The following is a 17,616-nucleotide window of genomic DNA, read 5'->3' as shown; positions in this document are numbered from 1 at the left end:
CGCTCGCAATGACGGCGGTGGGCGGCGATGCCAACCATCAAATATTCAAGACCCGCCCGTACGCGTCCAGCACGGCTTCCTTCATCATCTCCGACAGCGTCGGATGCGGGAACACCGTGTGCATCAGCTCTTCTTCCGTGGTCTCCAGGTTCATCGCGACGACGTAGCCCTGGATCAGCTCGGTCACCTCCGCGCCGACCATGTGGGCGCCGAGGAGCTGGCCGGTCTTCTTGTCGAAGATCACCTTGACCAGGCCCTGGTCCTCGCCGAGCGCGATCGCCTTGCCGTTGCCGACGAAGGGGAAGCGGCCGACGCGGATCTCGCGGCCGCTCTCCTTGGCCTTGGCTTCCGTCAGGCCGACGGAGGCGACCTGCGGATGGCAATAGGTGCAGCCCGGGATCATGTTCTTGTCCATGGGATGCGGATGCAGGCCCTTGATCGCCTCGACGCAGATCACGCCCTCATGCTCGGCCTTGTGCGCGAGCATCGGGGGACCGGAGACATCGCCGATGGCATAGATGCCGGGAACGTTGGTCTTGCCGTAGCCATCGACCACGATGATGCCGCGATCGGTTTTGACACCGAGCTTTTCGAGTCCCAGATTCTCGATGTTGCCGACGACGCCGACAGCCGAGATCACGCGCTCGAACTCGGTGGCCACGGGCTTGCCCTTGCCGTCATCGATGGTGGCAACGACACTGTCGGCCTTCTTCTCGAGCTTCGTCACCTTGGTCGAGGACATGATCTTGATGCCCTGCTTCTCGAAGCGCTTGCGTGCAAGACCTGCGATCTCGGCGTCCTCGACGGGAAGGATCTGTGGCAGCACCTCGACCACGGTGACGTCGGAGCCCATGGTGTGGAAGAACGAGGCGAACTCGATGCCGATCGCGCCGGAGCCGATCACCAGCAGCGACTTCGGCATCCGGTCCGGCACCATCGCCTCGAAATAGGTCCAGACCAGCTTCTTGTCGGGCTCGAGCCCGGGCAACACGCGCGGCCGTGCGCCGGTCGCGACGATGATGTGCTTGGCCTGGTAGGTCCCCTCGCCCAGCGCGCCCTTCGGGCCCTCGACGTCGGACTTCTTCACGGTGACCTTGCCGGGCGCATCGATCGAGGCCGCGCCCCAGATCACGCTGACCTTGTTCTTCTTCATCAGGAAGCCGACGCCGTCGTTCAGCCGCTTCGAGACGCCGCGCGAGCGCTGCACCACGGCGTTCGGATCGAACGAGACCTTCTCCGCCGACAGGCCGTAATCCTTGGCGTGCTGCATGTAGTGATAGATCTCGGCCGAGCGCAGCAGCGCCTTGGTCGGAATGCAACCCCAATTCAGGCAGATGCCGCCGAGATAGGATTTTTCGACGATCGCGACCTTGAAGCCGAGCTGAGCGGCGCGGATCGCGGTGACATAGCCGCCGGGACCGGAGCCGATGATGATGATGTCGAAGGATGTATCGGCCATGGCGGCTCCCATTCAACTCAAGCGGTCGTTGCGCCGCGGGCGCGGCGTTTGAAGATGTAGGTTCTGATCAGCCATTCGATGAGAATGACCGCCGCCATGATGGCGAAGATGGTGAGCGCGATCGGCCCCCAGATGTTGCGCGACAGCGCCTCGCCGGCAAAGAAGGCAGCCTCAATGATCTCGCGGCCGTGCGGGCTGAGCGCGAGGATCAGCGAGACCAGCATCGAGATCCAGGGCCAGCGCGTCCTCATGCGCCATCTCAGACCATCATCATGACGGGGTTTTCGATCAGCTGCTTGAACGCGCCGATCAGTTCGGCGCCGAGCGCGCCGTCGATGGCGCGGTGATCGCAGGACAAGGTCACGCTCATCATTTGCGCGATCTCGATCTTGCCGCTGCGCGCGACGGGACGCTCCTCGCTGGTGCCGACCGCGAGGATCGTGGCATGCGGCGGGTTGATCACCGCGGTGAAGTGGCTGATGCCGTACATGCCGAGATTGGAGACGGCGGTGGTGCCGCCCTGGTATTCCTCGGGCTTGAGCTTGCGCGAGCGGGCTCGCGCGGCAAAATCCTTCATCTCGTTGGAGATGGCCGACAGCGTCTTGGTCTCGGCCTTGCGGATGATGGGCGTGATCAGGCCGCCCGGCATCGCCACGGCAACGCCGACGTCGGAATGGTGGTGCTTGACCATGCCGCTTTCGGTCCAGCTCACGTTGCAGTTCGGGATCTTCTGCAGCGCGACCGCCATCGCCTTGATGACGAAGTCGTTGACCGAGATCTTGTAGAGCGGCTTCTTCTCCTTGTCCTTCGGCGCGGCGGCGTTGATTTCCTCGCGCGCGGCGAGCAGCTTGCCGATGTCGCAATCGATCGTCAGGTAGAAGTGCGGGACGTTCTGGATCGACGCGGTCAGGCGCTGCGCGATGGTGCGGCGCATGCCGTCATGCGGGACGATGTCGTAGGAGCCGGGCTCGAACAGCGACAGGATCTGCTTGTCCGACATGGTCGGCGCGATCGAGGGCGCGCCTGACGGCGCCGCCGCGGGCGCCTTGAGGCCCTTGCCGGACTTGGCCTGCTCGACGTCACGCGCGACCACCCGGCCATGCGGACCGGTGCCCGTGATCATCGATACATCGATGCCGGCATCCTTGGCCAGGCGGCGCGCCAGCGGCGAGGAGAACACGCGGCCGCCATGGCCGTTGCTTTGCGCGGCCGGCGCTGCGGCCTGTGGCGCAGCGGCGGGCGGTGGCGCGGCCTTTGGCGCGGCCGGCGCAGGCGCGGGAGCCGGCGCGGCGGCAGGAGCCTCCGCAGCCTTCGGCGGCGCGGCCGAAGCGCTGGGCTTGGCGCTGCCTGCGGCCTTCACATCCTCGCCTTCGCCGGCGAGCACCGCGATCACGTCGTTGACCGGCACATCCTGCGTGCCCTCCGGCACCAGGATCTTGGCGATCGTGCCCTCGTCGATGGCCTCGACCTCCATGGTCGCCTTGTCGGTCTCGATCTCGGCGATGACGTCGCCGGATTTGACCTTGTCGCCTTCCTTCTTCAGCCACTTGGCGAGGTTGCCCTTCTCCATCGTCGGCGAGAGAGCGGGCATCAGGATGTTGATGGGCATGCTGACCTCAAGAAGAGCTTTGCAAAACGTCGTCTCCGACAGCGGAGACGAACAGACCAGGTTTAGTTGCCGATGTCGCCCTGCCAGAGGCGCTCATTGGCAGGGATGGAACGCCAATTCTTCATCATGGTGATGGAGCGGTCGTCGGCAAGGTCGATCCAGGGGATGCCGAACTTGTCGAGGATGTCCTTGGAGCCCGGGAATGTGACGGACTCCCCGATCACCACCAGCTTGACCTTGAACAGCGCCAGCGCGCCGGCGCACATCGAGCAAGGGGACAGCGTGGTGTACATGACGGTGTCGTGGAACGTGATCGCGCCGGCCTCGCGCAGGCAGCTCATCTCGCCGTGCAGGATGACGTTGTTCTCCTGCACGCGGTTGTTATGGCCCCGGGCGATGATCTTGTTGTCGCGTGTCAGCACCGCGCCGATCGGCAGGCCGCCCTGCGCGATCGAGGCTTCCGCCTCGCGGATCGCCTCCAGCATGAAATCGAAGTGATAGGATTCGATCGCCACGTCAGTGCCCCTTCCCGCGCGGCGTCGTGGTGCCGGTGTCGGTGGGACGCTCGATCTCGGCCTGGAACATGTCGAGGATCCGGTTCAGCGCGTCCTCCTCGGTATATTCGCTCTCGCGCGCATAGGCGCGCGCGGCGTGGCGGGCGAGATCGACGAGCAGCAGGCCCCACATGTCGGGCTCCTCGAAAGCGCGCTGGAACGCCATCGACAGCCCGCCATCCAGCACGAACACGCGCAAGATCTCGACCGCGTCGTCGCGGGTCATGACGTCGGGCGGCAGTGGCTGCTCCTTGGGGCCCGCCATGGTCTACCTGTAGCAGACGGCTTTGGCGGCCTCGACGACTTCCGCAGCCGAAGGCAGCGCGAGCTTCTCCAGGTTGGCGGCATAGGGCATCGGCACGTCCTTGCCGGAGACGCGCGCGACCGGCGCATCCAGATAGTCGAAGGCATTCTCCATGATCCGCGCGGCGATCTCGGCGCCGACGCCGCTCTGGGCCCAGCCCTCTTCCACCGTGACGGCACGGCCGGTCTTCTTGACGGAATTGACGATGGTCTCGGTGTCCATCGGACGCAGCGTGCGCAGGTCGATCACCTCGGCCTCGATGCCCTCCTTGGCGAGCTCGTCGGCAGCCTTGAGCGCATAGGTCATGCCGTTCGACCACGAGATGATGGTGACGTGGCTGCCGGAGCGCACGATGCGCGCCTTGCCGATCGGAACGATGAAATCGTCGAGCTTCGGCACCTCGCCGGTGTGGCCATACAGCACCTCGTTCTCGAGGAAGATCACCGGATTGGGATCGCGGATCGCGGCCTTGAGCAGGCCCTTGTAGTCGGCGGCGGAGAACGGCGCGACGACCTTGAGACCCGGGACGTTCGAGTACCAGGCCGAATAGTCCTGGCTGTGCTGCGCGGCGACGCGCGCAGCGGCGCCGTTCGGACCACGGAACACGATCGAGCAGCCCATCTGGCCGCCGGACATGTAGAGCGTCTTGGCCGCGGAGTTGATGATCTGGTCGATCGCCTGCATGGCGAAGTTGAAGGTCATGAACTCGACGATCGGCTTCAGGCCGGTCATGGCGGCGCCGACGCCGACACCGGCAAAGCCGTGCTCGGTAATCGGGGTGTCGATCACGCGCTTGGCGCCGAATTCCTGGAGCAGGCCCTGGGTCACCTTGTAGGCGCCCTGATATTCGGCGACCTCTTCGCCCATCACGAAGACGTCGGGGTCGCGGCGCATCTCTTCGGCCATGGCGTCGCGCAGCGCTTCGCGGATGGTCTGCCTCACCATCTCGGTGCCGGCGGGCACTTCCGGATCGGGTTCGGCAACGGCCTGCGGCGCGGGCGCGGCTTTCGGTGCAGGCGCTTCGGCCTTTGCTGCGGCAGGCGGCGCGGATTCGGCGGCTTTCGCTGCCGGTGCAGGCGCCTTCGCAAGATCGGCTGCGCTCTCGCCGTCGGCGAGAATGGTCGCGATCGGCGTGTTCACCGCGACATCGGCGGTGCCCTCGGGGACCAGGATCTTGCCGAGCGTGCCCTCGTCGGTCGCCTCGACCTCCATGGTCGCCTTGTCGGTCTCGATCTCGGCGATCACGTCACCCGACTTGATCGTCTCGCCCTCTTTCTTCAGCCACTTGGCGAGGTTGCCCTTTTCCATCGTGGGCGACAACGCGGGCATCAGCACTTGAATTGGCATATCTACTCCAAAAGAAAGCTTGCGCGCGTTCAGCGGTAAACGTCGGTCCAGAGCTCGGCGGCATCCGGCTCGGGATCATGCTGGGCAAAGTCGGCAGACGCATTGACGATGTCGCGCACCTCGGCGTCGATCGCCTTGAGATCGGCCTCGCTGACCTTCGCCGCCAGCAGGCGATTGCGCACCTGCTCGATCGGGTCCTGGTCGTGGCGGACCTTCTCGACCTCCTCGCGCGTGCGATATTTTGCAGGGTCGGACATCGAATGGCCGCGATAACGGTAGGTCTGCATCTCCAGGATGAAGGGACCCTTGCCGGCGCGACACCAGGCCGCCGCCTCCTCGCCCGCCGCCTTGACGGCGCGGACGTCCATGCCGTCGACCTGCTTGCCGGGAATGTTGAAGGACACGCCGCGCTTGGAGAAATCCTGTTGGGCCGAGGCGCGCGAGACGGCGGTGCCCATGGCGTAGCGATTGTTCTCGATGACGTAGATCACCGGCAGCTTCCAGAGCTCCGCCATGTTGAAGCTCTCATAGACTTGGCCCTGGTTGGCCGCGCCGTCACCGAAATAGGTGACGCTGACATTGCCGTTGCCGCGATAGTGGTTGGCGAAGGCCAGACCTGTGCCGAGCGAGACCTGGGCGCCGACGATGCCATGGCCGCCGTAGAAGTGCTTCTCCTTGCTGAACATGTGCATGGAGCCGCCCTTGCCCTTTGAATAGCCGCCGCGGCGGCCCGTGAGCTCGGCCATGACGCCGTTGGCGTCCATGCCGGTGGCTAGCATATGGCCGTGGTCGCGATAGCCGGTGATGACCTGATCGCCCTCTTTCAGGGCCATCTGCATGCCGACCACCACGGCCTCCTGGCCGATATAGAGGTGGCAGAAGCCGCCGATCGCGCCCATGCCGTAGAGCTGGCCGGCCTTTTCCTCGAACCGCCGGATCAGGAGCATCTCGCGGAGCGCCTTGAGCTCCTGCTCTTTGGTGAATTCCGGAGGCGATGCGCCGTCGGTTTTGTCCTGTGCAGCGCCTGCGGCGGCTTTCTTGGGTGCGGCCATGGGAATTCCGGGTCAGAGAAAACTTTCGTCCTCTCTAACCCAAGTCAAACGCCCTTGGAAAGCACCGCGGCGACATCGCACGACTTTCGTTATGCCGCACTGCAACGTGACCGTAATATTGGAGAATCTTTGGCGCCGATCGGGCAACAAATCTCTGCCGGGGACGGCACGCGCAGATCCGCGGCCGCGCCAAGAAACGTTGGGTCAACCAAGTCCCGACTGAACGGGCGACGCCGAAACGGCGCCGCCCCCTCCACCGATCAGATCTTGCCGATCAGAAGAAGCCGAGCTTCTTCGGGCTGTAGCTGACCAGGAGATTCTTGGTCTGCTGGTAGTGATCGAGCATCATCTTGTGGGTCTCTCGACCGACACCCGACTGCTTGTAGCCGCCGAAGGCCGCATGCGCGGGATAGGCATGGTAGCAATTGGTCCAGACCCGGCCGGCCTGGATCGCCCGGCCGAAGCGGTAGCAGCGGTTGGCATCGCGGCTCCAGACGCCGGCCCCGAGGCCATAGAGCGTGTCGTTGGCGATCGCGAGCGCTTCCTCATCGGTCTTGAAGGTCGTGACCGAGACGACCGGGCCGAAGATCTCCTCCTGGAAGATGCGCATTTTGTTGTGGCCCTCGAACACCGTCGGCTGGACGTAGAAGCCCTTGGCCAGGTCGCCGCCGAGCTCGGCCCGACCGCCGCCGGCCAGCACCTTGGCCCCCTCCTGCTTGCCGATGTCGATATAGGAGAGGATCTTTGCGAGCTGCTCGCTCGATGCCTGCGCGCCGATCATGGTGTCGGCCACGCGCGGATCGCCCTGCTTGATCGCGGCGACGCGCTTCAGCGCCCGCTCCATGAAGCGGTCGTAGATGTCGGCGTGGACCAGCGCCCGGCTCGGACAGGTGCAAACCTCGCCCTGGTTCAGCGCGAACATGACGAAGCCTTCGATCGCCTTGTCGAAGAAGTCGTCATCCTCGGCGGTGACGTCCTTGAAGAAGATGTTCGGCGACTTGCCGCCGAGCTCCAGCGTCACCGGAATCAGGTTCTGGCTGGCATACTGCATGATCAGCCGGCCGGTCGAGGTCTCGCCGGTGAAGGCGATCTTGGCGATGCGCGGGCTCGACGCCAGCGGCTTGCCGGCCTCGAGGCCAAAGCCGTTGACGATGTTGAGCACGCCCGGCGGCAGAAGGTCGGCGACGATCTCGGCCCAGACCATGATCGAGGCCGGGGTCTGCTCGGCGGGCTTGAGGATCACGCAATTGCCGGCGGCGAGCGCCGGAGCGAGCTTCCAGCAGGCCATCAGCAGCGGGAAGTTCCAGGGAATGATCTGGCCGACCACGCCGAGTGGCTCGTGGAAATGATAGGCGACGGTGTCGTGATCGATCTCGCCGATCGAGCCTTCCTGGGCGCGCACCACGCCGGCGAAGTAGCGGAAATGGTCGATCGCGAGCGGCAGGTCGGCCGCGCGAGTCTCGCGGATCGGCTTGCCGTTGTCCCAGGTCTCGGCGACCGCGAGACGCTCGAGATTCTCTTCCATGCGGTCGGCGATCTTGTTCAGGATCGCGGCGCGCTCGGCGACGCTGGTGTGACCCCAGGCGGCCTTCGCCGCATGCGCCGCGTCGAGCGCGGCTTCGACGTCCTGCGCGTCCGACCGCGCGATCCTGCAGACGATCTGGCCGTTCACCGGCGAGGCGTTGTCGAAATACTTGCCGGCGATAGGCGGCACGAATTTGCCGCCGATGAAATTGTCGTAGCGTTCGGCGAAGGGGCTCTGGGTGACGCCGAGGAATTCCACCTTGTTCATTTGCTCACTCCCGATGTTGCTGTTTGCGATCCGTCGTGTGTTCACGACTTGCGCAAACGATGATGCGGGAGGTGATTTCTGTCAGCCCGGGTGGGAGCGATGGCAGCGCGGACCTGTCGCAGTTCTGCGACACGTGCGCGCGAGGCAAGTGCGAGATGGAGAGTTGAGGGCATCCACATCGTCGTTGCGAGCGCAGCGAAGCAACCCAGACTGTCCCCGCGGAGGGATCCTGGATTGGTTCGCTGCGCTCGCAATGACGGTTGAGGGACCAGCAGGGCTCAGTGGTTCAATCCGAACCGCTTGAGCTTCCTGTGAAGCGTGGCGCGGCTGACGCCGAGAGCCTTGGCGGCGGCGGAAACATTGCCGCCCGCGCGGAGCAGCGCCCGCTGCAATACCGCGCGCTGACCGCGGGCAAGGTGGTCATGCGCGACATCGCCGCCGAGCAGATCGGCCGCAGGTACTGGCCGTAACGGGCTGCCGGGCGCGATCCCAAGTCCAATGCCAAGTCCCACCCGGGCGGAGCGGGTCGCGCCGATCACGAGATCGTCCGCATCGACGGCCACGAGGCCGCCACACTGGCCGTCCGCAGCCGGCGTCAGCACGATACGGGCATGGGCGAAGGCGCGGCGGAACATGTCGGCCTCGATGCGTTTGGCCGCCTCGCCCGCCGCCAGTGCGATCAGGCTGGAGAACGCATCGGTGCGGTCGGCGCGGCAGGAGGAGACGTCGAGCACACCGGCAAAGGCCGCCTCGTGGTCGTAGATCGGAACCGCGGTGCAGCTCAGAAGCGTGTTGCGGGTGAAGAAGTGCTGGTCGCGGTCGATCGTCAGCGGCCGCTGCTCGACGACGCAGGTGCCGATACCGTTGGTGCCCTCGTGCTCCTCGCTCCAGAGCGCGCCGGTCCACAGGCCCCAGGATTGGAACGTTGCATCGTCCGCGGGCGTGCCGCGACGGTCGACCGGCACCCCCTCGCCGTCGGCGAGCAGCACGCAGCAGCCCGAAGCTCCAACCGCCTGATAGAGCCGGTCCATGGCGCCTTGCGCGGCGGCAAGCAGAGGTGCGATGCGCTCGCGCGCCGCGCGAAGTTCCGCCTCCGTCAGCCGCTTCGGCAGGCCGCGGCCCGAGGGGTCGAGATGATGCAATCGGGAAGAGCGGCGCCAGGAGGCCACGAGCGCGGAACGAGCCGCCTGGCCTGATGCGATGGCGGCCTCGACACGGGCCGCGTGATGCTGGGGGGCTTGCCCATTCATCACCGTTTCCTCCGGGTGGCATTCATAAGACGTGCCCGCACGGCCGGATTGATCCTTGTCAATCTTGGAAGCCGCGCGTCGAACAAGCCATGCCCCCGCCGGTAAAGCTCCGTCAAGGCGGCAAAGCGACCGCAGACTTGCGACGTTCGATGTAGTGGAGAAGCACGCCAGGAGTCCCGGCGCCGGCTTTCGATGCCGGTTTCGAATCGCGCGAAAGCGCTAGTTCTGCGGGATCATCCGGACGAGATCATGCGGATTGACGTAGTCGAGCTGGAACCGGGCCCGCTCGTCCAACATATCGGGATCGATCCTCGAGGTGCGCAGCAGCGAGACGCGCTGCTCGCTCCTGGCACGCTCGCGCTTGAGCTGCGCCAGCTCGCTCGTCAGCGCGATGATCTCCTGATCGAGCTCCTGGCGCGCGTTGAGGCCGTATTTGCCGGTATAGGCGTTGACGCCGAAATAGCCGACGATGGCGGCCGCCATCGCATAGAGGGCAAGACCGGTCAGGATCGATTTCAGGCGCGCGCGGGAGACCATCTTGGGAAGATGCGGCACCTTGGTTAAGGGAGCGCTAACGCACTCACCCTACCCGTCTCGTAATCATGGCCGGGGCAGGCCCGGCCATGACGAGGGCGCGCGCTCAGCCGTGGTGCTTCGCCACGTGGGCGGCGAAGGCATCGATGTAGGCCTGGAGCACGCCCTTCAGCGAGTCCTTGGTGAGGTTGCCCTCCGCATCGAAGGCATCGCCGACGGCGTTCAGGTAGGTCTCGGGCTGCTGCATGATCGGACCGGCAATGCCGGGCAGAATGTTCTGCAGCGTCTTGGCCGCGCTGACGCCCCCGAGCGGTCCCGGCGAGTTCGAAATGATGCCGACCGGCTTGCCGTTGAACGAGCTCTTGCCATAGGGCCGCGAGGCGACGTCGATGGCGTTCTTCAGGACGCCCGGAATGGCGCGGTTGTATTCAGGGGTGACGAAGATGACGCCGTCGGACTTCTGGAGCTTGTCGCGGAAGGCCAGCCAGTCCGCGGGCGGCGCGCCCTCGAGGTCCTGGTTGAAGAAGGAGATGCCCGCCGGCGTGATGACCTCGAGCTTGAGCGAGGCCGGCGCGAGCTTGGCGAGCGCATTGGCGATCTTCAGCGAAAAGCTGTCCTTGCGCAGGCTGCCGGCGATAACGACGATATTGTAGGGCATGGGGTGTCCTTGAAACCTTGAGGGGAAGTGCCGGCCGGCACTTAAGCGATCCGGGTCGATGGATGCAAGTGCATGGACCGGTCCGATTTGGAAACGCTGCGTTTCGCGAAAGGCGATGGTCGTCCAAACCAGTCAGGCCGCCGAGGGCGGCCTGATGTTCGCACAACATCTGCAACAGCGATCAGATCGTCGGATTCCACGCCGACGGGATCAGACGGTACTTGGCGCCGTCCTTCTCGACATGACCTACCGAGGGGAAGGTGAAGTGGAAGCCGATAACGGTGGCCTTCTCGGCGGCCGCCATGTCGTAGAACTTGTGGCGTGTCGCCTGCGCCATTGCGGCATCGTAGTCGAACATCACGTGCCAGTCCGGATTGCGCAGGAAAAACTCCGGGATGTTGGTGACGTCGGACTGGATCAGCACCTTGGCATCGCCCGAGGCAACCGCGAACGAGCTGTGGCCGGGCGTATGGCCGGGCGTCGCGATCGAGGTGATGCCGGGCGCCACCTCCTTCCCCCACTCGTACTTCGTCACCTTGGTCTCGAGCCCGGCGAATGTCTTCTTCACGTTGGCGAAGTAGTTCTTCATCATCGGGTTGGACTCGGTCTTGGCCGCGTTGTCCTCGCTGGTCCAGAACTCCCAGTCTCTGCCTGGCACCATGATCTCCGCGTTCGGGAAGGCGAGCGCGCCGTCGGCGAGACGGATGCCGTTGGTGTGGTCGGGATGCAGATGCGACAGCAGCACGACGTCGATATTCTTGGGATCGACGCCGGCGGCCTGGAGGTTTTGCAGGGTGCGGCCGACCGCGCCCTTGCTCGGCTCGAGATTGGCGACCCCGTTGCCGGCGTCGATCAGCACGAGCTTGGAGCCGGTGTTGATCAGCTGCGGATTGAACGGCACCGTGACCATGCCGTTGGGCATGTAGGCGGCTTCGGCGGCGGCAGCGGCTTCTTCCTTCGGCACGTTGACGACGAACTTGTCGGGCATCGGGAAAGTGCGCGCGCCGTCGTTGATCGAGGTGCACTCATAGCGGCCGACCTTGTAGCGATAGAAGCCCGGCGCCTGCGTCCCGACTGGCGGCACTGAGGCATTGGCAACGGTCGGGCGAAGTCCGGTGGCGGCTGCCGCCCCGACGGCGGCGACGCCTGCGAGCAGGTGACGACGATTGAGATCGGTCATTGAATGAAGTCCCCTTCTGAGCGCGCTTTGCGGTTTTTCCGCTTTCAACGGCGGCGGGAATAATCCCCCGCTTCGCTCAGAAGGCAAGTCCTTCTTTCGGTGATGCGCCGTCGCGCATCACGATAATTTATTTGGGTTGATGAGGAATTTTTCGCCGGTGGCGCGTTTGGCGTACACCGCGATGTTGGCGGGATCGAGTGCCTCCTGAAGCGACACCACCTTGGTGTAGTGGCTGGCGAAGGTGGTCTTCAGCTCATTCACCACGCGCTGGCGCAACCGTGCGATATCGGCCGGACCGATCTTCTGGAGGAACGGGGTGAGCAGCCAGCCGCCGACGCCCCAGGCCATGCCGAAGCCGCGCGGCAGCTCGATCGGGCGAACATCGAGCGCGCCGTAGACATAGACTTGCTTGTGCACGCTAGAGCCGTAGCGGCTGTATTCCTTGGCAGACTTGTTGATCGCGACTTCCATGCAATTGAGGATGTCGCCGGCAAGCTTGCCGCCGCCGATCGCGTCGAAGGCGATGGTGGCGCCGGTCTCCACCAACGCGGCCGTGAGATCGTCGAGGAAGCTCGGCATGCTGGAATCGACGACGTATTTGGCGCCAATCTTCTTCAGGATCTCCGCCTGCTCCTTGCTGCGCACGATGTTGACCAGCGGAATGCCGTCGCCGAGGCAGATCTTGTTCAGCATCTGGCCGAGATTGGAGGCGGCCGCGGTGTGCACCAGTGCCTTGTGGCCCTCGCGCCGCATGGTCTCGGTCATGCCGAGCGCAGTGAGCGGATTGACGAACCAGGATGCCCCCTCCGCCGCCGTCGTGCCCTCGGGCAGCGGCTGGCAGTCCCTGACCTTCATCGTCCGGTACTGCGAATACATGGCACCGCCGATCATCGCGACCGTCTTGCCCAGCAGAGCCTTCGCGGCATCCGACGAGCCGGTCTTGACGACGACGCCGGCACCTTCATTGCCGACCGGCAGGGACTGGTCGAGCCGCGCGCCCATCGCGCGCATCGCGCCGTCAGGCACCTTTGCGGTGATGACGGGCGCTTCCTTCGTGCCCGAAGCCTTGGCCGTGCTCATATCGGCGGCGCCGACGAGCAGGCCGAGGTCGGACGGATTGATCGGCGCCGCCTCGACGCGGACGACGACCTCGTCGTCCGCAGGCTCGGGGGTCGGCACGTCGACGAGCGAGATCTCGAGCTCACCGGTCTTCTTGATCAGCGAACGCAGTTGCAGTCCGGTCTTGCCGTCGCTCATGTCGATCTCCCCTGTGTTTGCTAAGGCGCCGGCTTATGCCAGCGCCTTCAGTGCCGCCTTGCCGCCGTACAGCGCCTGCTTGCCGAGCTGCTGCTCGATGCGCAGGAGCTGATTGTATTTGGCGGTGCGGTCGGAGCGCGCAAGGGAGCCGGTCTTGATCTGACCGCAATTGGTGGCGACCGCGAGATCGGCGATGGTGGAATCCTCGGTCTCGCCGGAGCGGTGCGACATCACCGAGGTGTAGCCGGCCTTGTGCGCCATCTCGACGGCGGCGAGCGTCTCGGTCAGCGTGCCGATCTGGTTGACCTTGATCAGGATCGAGTTGGCGCGGCCGGCCTTGATGCCCTCGGCGAGGCGCTTGACGTTGGTGACGAACAGATCGTCGCCGACGAGCTGGCACTTCTTGCCGATGAGGTCGGTGAGCTCCTTCCAGCCGTCCATGTCGTCTTCCGACATGCCGTCCTCGATGGTGACGATCGGATAACGCGAGACGAGGTCGCCGAGATATTTGGCCTGCTCGGAGATCGAGCGGGTCTTGCCTTCGCCTTCGTAGACGTACTTGCCGTCCTTGAAGAACTCGGTCGAGGCGCAGTCGAGGCCGAGCACGATGTCGGTGCCCGCCTTGAAGCCGGCCTTGCCGATCGCGTTCATGACGAAGTCGAGCGCGGCGTCCGCCGACGGCAGGTTCGGGGCGAAGCCGCCCTCGTCGCCGACATTGGTGTTGTGGCCGGCCTTCTTGAGCTCCGACTTCAGCGTGTGGAAGACTTCCGCGCCGTAGCGCAGGCCCTCGGCGAAGGACGCCGCGCCAACCGGAAGGATCATGAATTCCTGGAAGTCGATCGGGTTGTCGGCATGCACGCCGCCATTGATGATGTTCATCATCGGCACCGGCAGGAGACGGGCCGAGGTGCCGCCGACGTAACGGTAGAGCGGCATGTCGAGCGAGTTCGCCGCAGCCTTGGCGCAAGCGAGCGAGACGCCGAGGATGGCGTTGGCGCCCAGCCGGCTCTTGTTCGGCGTGCCGTCGAGCTCGATCATGATCTGGTCGATCTGGGCCTGCTGCTCGACGTCGAGGCCGCTCAGAGCCTCGAAGATCTCGCCGTTGACGGCACCGACCGCCTTGGTGACGCCTTTGCCGAGATAGCGGGCCTTGTCGCCGTCGCGCAGTTCCACCGCCTCATGGGCACCCGTCGAGGCACCGGACGGCACGGCGGCGCGGCCGAGCGCGCCATCTTCGAGCACGACGTCCACCTCGACGGTGGGATTGCCCCGGCTATCGAGAATTTCGCGGCCGATGATGTCGATGATGGCGGTCATGATGTGCACTTCCGTTCGTTAGGGCTGATCGGTGGGCCGGGTCTTACACGGGCCGCAAGCAAATGTGAACGCTTGGACGCCCGGCTTCGGCTGACGCGTGGAGCACCCGAGACTAAGCTCGAGAAGATCCGGTCCGAGCGTCCATCCTCAATCCCAAGAAGTCGAGGTAACGCCATGAATCGCCGCCAGTTTCTTGCTTCGACCGCCGCCGTCCTTGTCGCCCGCCCAAGTCGTGCGCAGGAGGCCCCGTTCCGGACAAAATATTTCCCGATCAGCGCCGGCATTGGCTTGCACGATCTTGCTCCCTCCCCTGACGGCACAGTCTGGTTCACCGCCCAGGGTAAGGGCCTGCTCGGCAGGCTCGATCCGCGGGATGGCAGTTTCAAGACGGTCAGCCTCGGCGAGGGCGCCGCCCCGCACGGTGTGACGATCGGCCCCGACGGCGCCCCCTGGATCACCGAAGGCGGCCAGAACGCGATCGCGCGGGTCGATCCCGGCGATCTCAAGGTCACGCTGTTCCGCCTGCCGGAAAAGTTCGCTTCGGCCAATCTCAACACCGGTGTGTTCGACAAGACGGGTACCTACTGGTTCACTGGCCAGTCCGGGTATTACGGCCGCCTCGCGCCGAGATCGGGCGAGATGAACGTATTCAAGGCGCCAAAGGGGGTCGGCCCCTACGGCATCACCGTGACGCCCAAGGGTGATGTCTGGTACGCCTCGCTCGCCGGCAGCCATATCGCCAGGATCGACCTTGCGACGGGCACCGCCCATGTCGTCGAACCGCCGACGCCCAATCAGGGCGCGCGGCGGGTCTGGTCGGACTCGAACAGCCGGATCTGGGTCAGCGAGTGGAATAGCGGCCACGTCTCCGTGCACGATCCCGCCGACGGATCCTGGAAGACATGGAAGCTGCCCGGCGAGCGTCCCCGCACCTATGCGGTCTATGTCGACGACCAGGACAAGGTGTGGCTGACGGATTTTTCGGCCAATGCCATTGTGCGTTTCGATCCCGCCACCGAGAAGTTCAACGTCTTCGCCAGCGACAAGGCCAACGCCAATGTCCGCCAGCTCGACGGCCGTCCCGGCGAGCTGTGGGGCTGCGAGTCCGGCAACGACCGCATCGTCATGATCCAGACGATCGCCTCGGGTTGACGACGGCCGCGATTGCGTCCATCCCGACATCCGTAACAGGATGTGACGACGATGGCGAAAAAATCCCTCCAGCTCGGCCGCGCGGTCGAATGGCCGCACACTCCGGAAGAAGCCCAGCTCGACCGCGTGCCAAATCCACAAGCCGGCACGGACTATCTGGTCCGCTTCACCGTGCCGGAATTCACCTCGCTCTGCCCGGTCACGGGCCAGCCGGATTTCGCGCATCTGATGATCGACTACGCGCCCGGCCAATGGCTGCTGGAGTCGAAGTCGCTGAAACTCTACATCGCGAGCTTCCGCAACCATGGCGCCTTCCACGAGGATTGCACCGTGATGATCGGAAAGCGCATCGCGAGCGAGATCAAGCCGAAGTGGTTGCGCATCGGCGGGTACTGGTATCCGCGCGGAGGCATCCCGATCGACGTGTTCTGGCAGACCGGCAGGGTGCCGAAGGGACTGTGGTTGCCCGAGCAAGGCGTCGCGCCTTATCGCGGGCGGGGCTAACAGGAGAAGAACAACGATGAAATCGATGTCGACATTCCGCAGCGCTGCCTTAGGCCTTCTGGCCGCTCTTTGGATGACCGGCGCATCCGATGCTGCCGAGGTCCGGGTGATGATCTCCGGCGGATTGACGGCCGCTTACAAGGTGCTTGTGCCGGAATTCGAGAAAGCGACCGGCAACAAGGTGCTGACGGAACATGGCCCGTCGATGGGGACCACCACCAACGCGATTCCCGTGCGGCTCGAGCGCGGCGAACCGGCCGATGTCCTGATCATGGTTGGCTATGCCCTCAACGATCTCGCGAGCAAGGGCAAGGTCGTTGCCGGCAGTCAGGTCGATCTCACCAAATCGCCGATCGGGATCGCCGTGAAATCGGGCGCGCCGAAGCCGGACATCAGCTCCGTCGAGGCGGTCAAGCGCGCGCTGCTGGCCGCGAAGACGATCGCCTATTCCGACAGCGCCAGCGGCGTCTACGTCTCGACCGAGATGTTCGACAAGCTCGGCATTGCCGACGTCATGAAGGACAAGGCGCGCAAGATCCCGGCAACGCCCGTCGGCGAGATCGTCGCGCACGGCGAGGCCGAGCTCGGCTTTCAGCAGATCAGCGAGCTGAAGCCCGTGAAGGGCATCGACATCGTAGGTCCCTTGCCGAACGAACTGCAGAAGATCACGATCTTCTCGGCCGGCATTGCGACCGGTTCGAAGGAGCCCGAGGCTGGCCGCGCTTTGATCAACTTCCTCGCCTCCCCCGCCGCACGCGAAGCAATCATCGCGAGCGGGATGGACCCGATCCCGGCTGGTGGAGCGAACTGAGGCACCAGCGCCTCGCTCATGTTCCGGCCGGGGTGCAGCGTGAAACGCTGCGCCGCTGGCTCGGACCAGAGCGACGATTTCTGGACCCAGGAGCAGATCGACGTTGCGCGCCTGGCTTGGCTCTGCGAGTTGGTATGCCTAAGCCCAGTACAGGAACGCTTAGCTATGCTCACAGTCTATGGCGAAGGTCGTGGCTTCCGTGTCGTTTGGCTGCTTGAGGAATTAGGGTTGGCTTATCGGCTGCGGCCGGTCGATCTGCTGGCCGGCCAGAAGGATCCCGATTTCCTCGCGATCAACCCCGCCGGCTTCATTCCTGCGCTGCAGGACGGCGAGACGATCATGGTCGAATCGATCGCGATTCTCGAGTACCTGCTTGCCCGCCACGGCTCAGGTTCGCTTGCGGTCGCCCCGGACGACCCCGCCTTCGCGTCTTATCTGCAATTTCTCCACTTGGGCGAGGCCGGGCTCGCCGGACCGATGAACGCCGTCTTGGTCGGTCGCCAACTGGCACCCGAAGGCGAGCGAAATGCGCGGGTTACCTGCTGGGCACTCGAGACCTTCGAGAGCCGGCTCGGGTTAGTTATCCGCCGCATTGAGGAGTGCCCCTATCTCGCCGGCGAGCGATTCACTGCTGCCGATATCTCGGTCAGCTACGCCCTCCTGCTCGGTCTGCGAACTGGCAACTACGTCCCCGGTTCGACCGAGCGGGACTATCTCACTCGCACGACGGCACGCCCTGCCTACGCCCGAGCAATGGAAAGCTGCCAGGCCACCAAGACTTGGGCGGCGAGATCACCGGGATTGTAGTGATCGAGCCGCTCCTCCCCAACAAGCTT

18 protein-coding genes are annotated in these 17,616 nt (G+C 64.8%); 4 read left to right on the top strand and 14 right to left on the bottom strand.

Annotated elements, in window-relative coordinates; genetic code table 11:
• Positions 1–37 precede the first annotated feature (37 nt).
• From lpdA to eno, 14 genes are all read right to left on the bottom strand, one after another.
• Positions 38–1,459, bottom strand: a complete 1,422-nt coding sequence (gene lpdA / locus ACRQ5Q_RS20610; RefSeq protein ID WP_439392172.1) for a dihydrolipoyl dehydrogenase — start codon at positions 1,457–1,459, stop codon at positions 38–40.
• A gap of 17 nt (positions 1,460–1,476) precedes the next feature.
• Positions 1,477–1,710 carry a hypothetical protein gene (locus tag ACRQ5Q_RS20605; RefSeq protein WP_439392171.1) on the bottom strand — a complete coding sequence of 78 codons (234 nt, stop codon included), beginning with the start codon at positions 1,708–1,710 and terminating at the stop codon, positions 1,477–1,479.
• Between the two features lie 8 nt (positions 1,711–1,718).
• Positions 1,719–3,068: a pyruvate dehydrogenase complex dihydrolipoamide acetyltransferase gene (locus tag ACRQ5Q_RS20600; RefSeq protein ID WP_439392170.1), complete on the bottom strand. Its 1,350-nt coding sequence runs from the start codon at positions 3,066–3,068 to the stop codon at positions 1,719–1,721.
• Between the two features lie 62 nt (positions 3,069–3,130).
• Positions 3,131–3,583 carry a nucleoside deaminase gene (locus tag ACRQ5Q_RS20595; RefSeq protein ID WP_080137508.1) on the bottom strand — a complete coding sequence of 151 codons (453 nt, stop codon included), beginning with the start codon at positions 3,581–3,583 and terminating at the stop codon, positions 3,131–3,133.
• Between the two features lies 1 nt (position 3,584).
• The gene (locus tag ACRQ5Q_RS20590; RefSeq protein ID WP_008547332.1) at positions 3,585–3,887 is read right to left on the bottom strand and encodes a DUF5076 domain-containing protein; all 303 of its coding nucleotides are present in this window, start codon (positions 3,885–3,887) and stop codon (positions 3,585–3,587) included.
• Positions 3,888–3,890: 3 nt separating this feature from the next.
• Positions 3,891–5,273, bottom strand: a complete 1,383-nt coding sequence (locus ACRQ5Q_RS20585) for a pyruvate dehydrogenase complex E1 component subunit beta (RefSeq protein ID WP_439392169.1) — start codon at positions 5,271–5,273, stop codon at positions 3,891–3,893.
• Positions 5,274–5,302: 29 nt separating this feature from the next.
• Positions 5,303–6,325: a pyruvate dehydrogenase (acetyl-transferring) E1 component subunit alpha gene (pdhA, locus tag ACRQ5Q_RS20580; RefSeq protein ID WP_439368307.1), complete on the bottom strand. Its 1,023-nt coding sequence runs from the start codon at positions 6,323–6,325 to the stop codon at positions 5,303–5,305.
• A 274-nt stretch (positions 6,326–6,599) separates the two neighbouring features.
• Positions 6,600–8,117, bottom strand: coding sequence for an aldehyde dehydrogenase (adh, locus tag ACRQ5Q_RS20575; RefSeq protein ID WP_439368308.1), 1,518 nt, complete (start codon positions 8,115–8,117; stop codon positions 6,600–6,602).
• A 278-nt stretch (positions 8,118–8,395) separates the two neighbouring features.
• Entirely contained in the window at positions 8,396–9,367 is a 972-nt protein-coding gene (locus ACRQ5Q_RS20570) for a GAF domain-containing protein (protein ID WP_439392168.1), read from the bottom strand.
• A 219-nt stretch (positions 9,368–9,586) separates the two neighbouring features.
• Positions 9,587–9,904 (bottom strand): FtsB family cell division protein, encoded by a 318-nt coding sequence (locus tag ACRQ5Q_RS20565; protein WP_129271678.1) that lies wholly within the window; start codon positions 9,902–9,904, stop codon positions 9,587–9,589.
• 103 nt (positions 9,905–10,007) lie between these two features.
• A complete protein-coding gene (locus ACRQ5Q_RS20560) occupies positions 10,008–10,559 on the bottom strand; it encodes an NADPH-dependent FMN reductase (protein ID WP_439368309.1) in 552 nt (183 codons plus the stop codon).
• A gap of 181 nt (positions 10,560–10,740) precedes the next feature.
• A complete protein-coding gene (locus ACRQ5Q_RS20555; protein WP_439368310.1) occupies positions 10,741–11,739 on the bottom strand; it encodes an MBL fold metallo-hydrolase in 999 nt (332 codons plus the stop codon).
• 117 nt (positions 11,740–11,856) lie between these two features.
• On the bottom strand, positions 11,857–12,996 hold the full coding sequence (locus ACRQ5Q_RS20550) for a zinc-binding dehydrogenase (RefSeq protein WP_439368311.1): 1,140 nt from the start codon (positions 12,994–12,996) through the stop codon (positions 11,857–11,859).
• A 33-nt stretch (positions 12,997–13,029) separates the two neighbouring features.
• Positions 13,030–14,313 (bottom strand): phosphopyruvate hydratase, encoded by a 1,284-nt coding sequence (eno, locus tag ACRQ5Q_RS20545; protein ID WP_439368313.1) that lies wholly within the window; start codon positions 14,311–14,313, stop codon positions 13,030–13,032.
• Between the two features lie 174 nt (positions 14,314–14,487).
• Between eno and ACRQ5Q_RS20540 the strand changes: the two genes are divergently transcribed.
• The 4 genes from ACRQ5Q_RS20540 to ACRQ5Q_RS20525 all read left to right on the top strand — a co-directional run bounded on the left by ACRQ5Q_RS20540 (position 14,488) and on the right by ACRQ5Q_RS20525 (position 17,587).
• Positions 14,488–15,465, top strand: a complete 978-nt coding sequence (locus ACRQ5Q_RS20540) for a Vgb family protein (RefSeq protein ID WP_439392167.1) — start codon at positions 14,488–14,490, stop codon at positions 15,463–15,465.
• 51 nt (positions 15,466–15,516) lie between these two features.
• Positions 15,517–15,969, top strand: a complete 453-nt coding sequence (gene queF / locus ACRQ5Q_RS20535) for a preQ(1) synthase (protein WP_439368316.1) — start codon at positions 15,517–15,519, stop codon at positions 15,967–15,969.
• Between the two features lie 16 nt (positions 15,970–15,985).
• Positions 15,986–16,780: a substrate-binding domain-containing protein gene (locus tag ACRQ5Q_RS20530; protein WP_439368318.1), complete on the top strand. Its 795-nt coding sequence runs from the start codon at positions 15,986–15,988 to the stop codon at positions 16,778–16,780.
• Between the two features lie 165 nt (positions 16,781–16,945).
• Positions 16,946–17,587 (top strand): glutathione S-transferase family protein, encoded by a 642-nt coding sequence (locus tag ACRQ5Q_RS20525; RefSeq protein ID WP_439368319.1) that lies wholly within the window; start codon positions 16,946–16,948, stop codon positions 17,585–17,587.
• The last annotated feature ends 29 nt before the right edge of the window (positions 17,588–17,616 follow it).

It is taken from the genome of Bradyrhizobium sp. PMVTL-01, from assembly GCF_051861855.1.
GTDB lineage: Bacteria > Pseudomonadota > Alphaproteobacteria > Rhizobiales > Xanthobacteraceae > Bradyrhizobium.
The sequence above is the reverse complement of the archived record's forward strand: the minus strand, read 5'-3'. Positions and strand labels throughout refer to the sequence as shown.

What these genes read in the sequence shown, in the direction of transcription:
- lpdA (WP_439392172.1), bottom strand. Translation starts at nt 1,459, where the DNA reads ATGGCCGATACATCCTTCGACATCATCATCATCGGCTCCGGTCCCGGC.
- ACRQ5Q_RS20605 (WP_439392171.1), bottom strand. Translation starts at nt 1,710, where the DNA reads ATGAGGACGCGCTGGCCCTGGATCTCGATGCTGGTCTCGCTGATCCTC.
- ACRQ5Q_RS20600 (WP_439392170.1), bottom strand. Translation starts at nt 3,068, where the DNA reads ATGCCCATCAACATCCTGATGCCCGCTCTCTCGCCGACGATGGAGAAG.
- ACRQ5Q_RS20590 (WP_008547332.1), bottom strand. Translation starts at nt 3,887, where the DNA reads ATGGCGGGCCCCAAGGAGCAGCCACTGCCGCCCGACGTCATGACCCGC.
- ACRQ5Q_RS20585 (WP_439392169.1), bottom strand. Translation starts at nt 5,273, where the DNA reads ATGCCAATTCAAGTGCTGATGCCCGCGTTGTCGCCCACGATGGAAAAG.
- pdhA (WP_439368307.1), bottom strand. Translation starts at nt 6,325, where the DNA reads ATGGCCGCACCCAAGAAAGCCGCCGCAGGCGCTGCACAGGACAAAACC.
- adh (WP_439368308.1), bottom strand. Translation starts at nt 8,117, where the DNA reads ATGAACAAGGTGGAATTCCTCGGCGTCACCCAGAGCCCCTTCGCCGAA.
- ACRQ5Q_RS20570 (WP_439392168.1), bottom strand. Translation starts at nt 9,367, where the DNA reads ATGAATGGGCAAGCCCCCCAGCATCACGCGGCCCGTGTCGAGGCCGCC.
- ACRQ5Q_RS20565 (WP_129271678.1), bottom strand. Translation starts at nt 9,904, where the DNA reads ATGGTCTCCCGCGCGCGCCTGAAATCGATCCTGACCGGTCTTGCCCTC.
- ACRQ5Q_RS20560 (WP_439368309.1), bottom strand. Translation starts at nt 10,559, where the DNA reads ATGCCCTACAATATCGTCGTTATCGCCGGCAGCCTGCGCAAGGACAGC.
- ACRQ5Q_RS20555 (WP_439368310.1), bottom strand. Translation starts at nt 11,739, where the DNA reads ATGACCGATCTCAATCGTCGTCACCTGCTCGCAGGCGTCGCCGCCGTC.
- ACRQ5Q_RS20550 (WP_439368311.1), bottom strand. Translation starts at nt 12,996, where the DNA reads ATGAGCGACGGCAAGACCGGACTGCAACTGCGTTCGCTGATCAAGAAG.
- eno (WP_439368313.1), bottom strand. Translation starts at nt 14,313, where the DNA reads ATGACCGCCATCATCGACATCATCGGCCGCGAAATTCTCGATAGCCGG.
- ACRQ5Q_RS20540 (WP_439392167.1), top strand. Translation starts at nt 14,488, where the DNA reads ATGAATCGCCGCCAGTTTCTTGCTTCGACCGCCGCCGTCCTTGTCGCC.
- queF (WP_439368316.1), top strand. Translation starts at nt 15,517, where the DNA reads ATGGCGAAAAAATCCCTCCAGCTCGGCCGCGCGGTCGAATGGCCGCAC.
- ACRQ5Q_RS20530 (WP_439368318.1), top strand. Translation starts at nt 15,986, where the DNA reads ATGAAATCGATGTCGACATTCCGCAGCGCTGCCTTAGGCCTTCTGGCC.
- ACRQ5Q_RS20525 (WP_439368319.1), top strand. Translation starts at nt 16,946, where the DNA reads ATGCTCACAGTCTATGGCGAAGGTCGTGGCTTCCGTGTCGTTTGGCTG.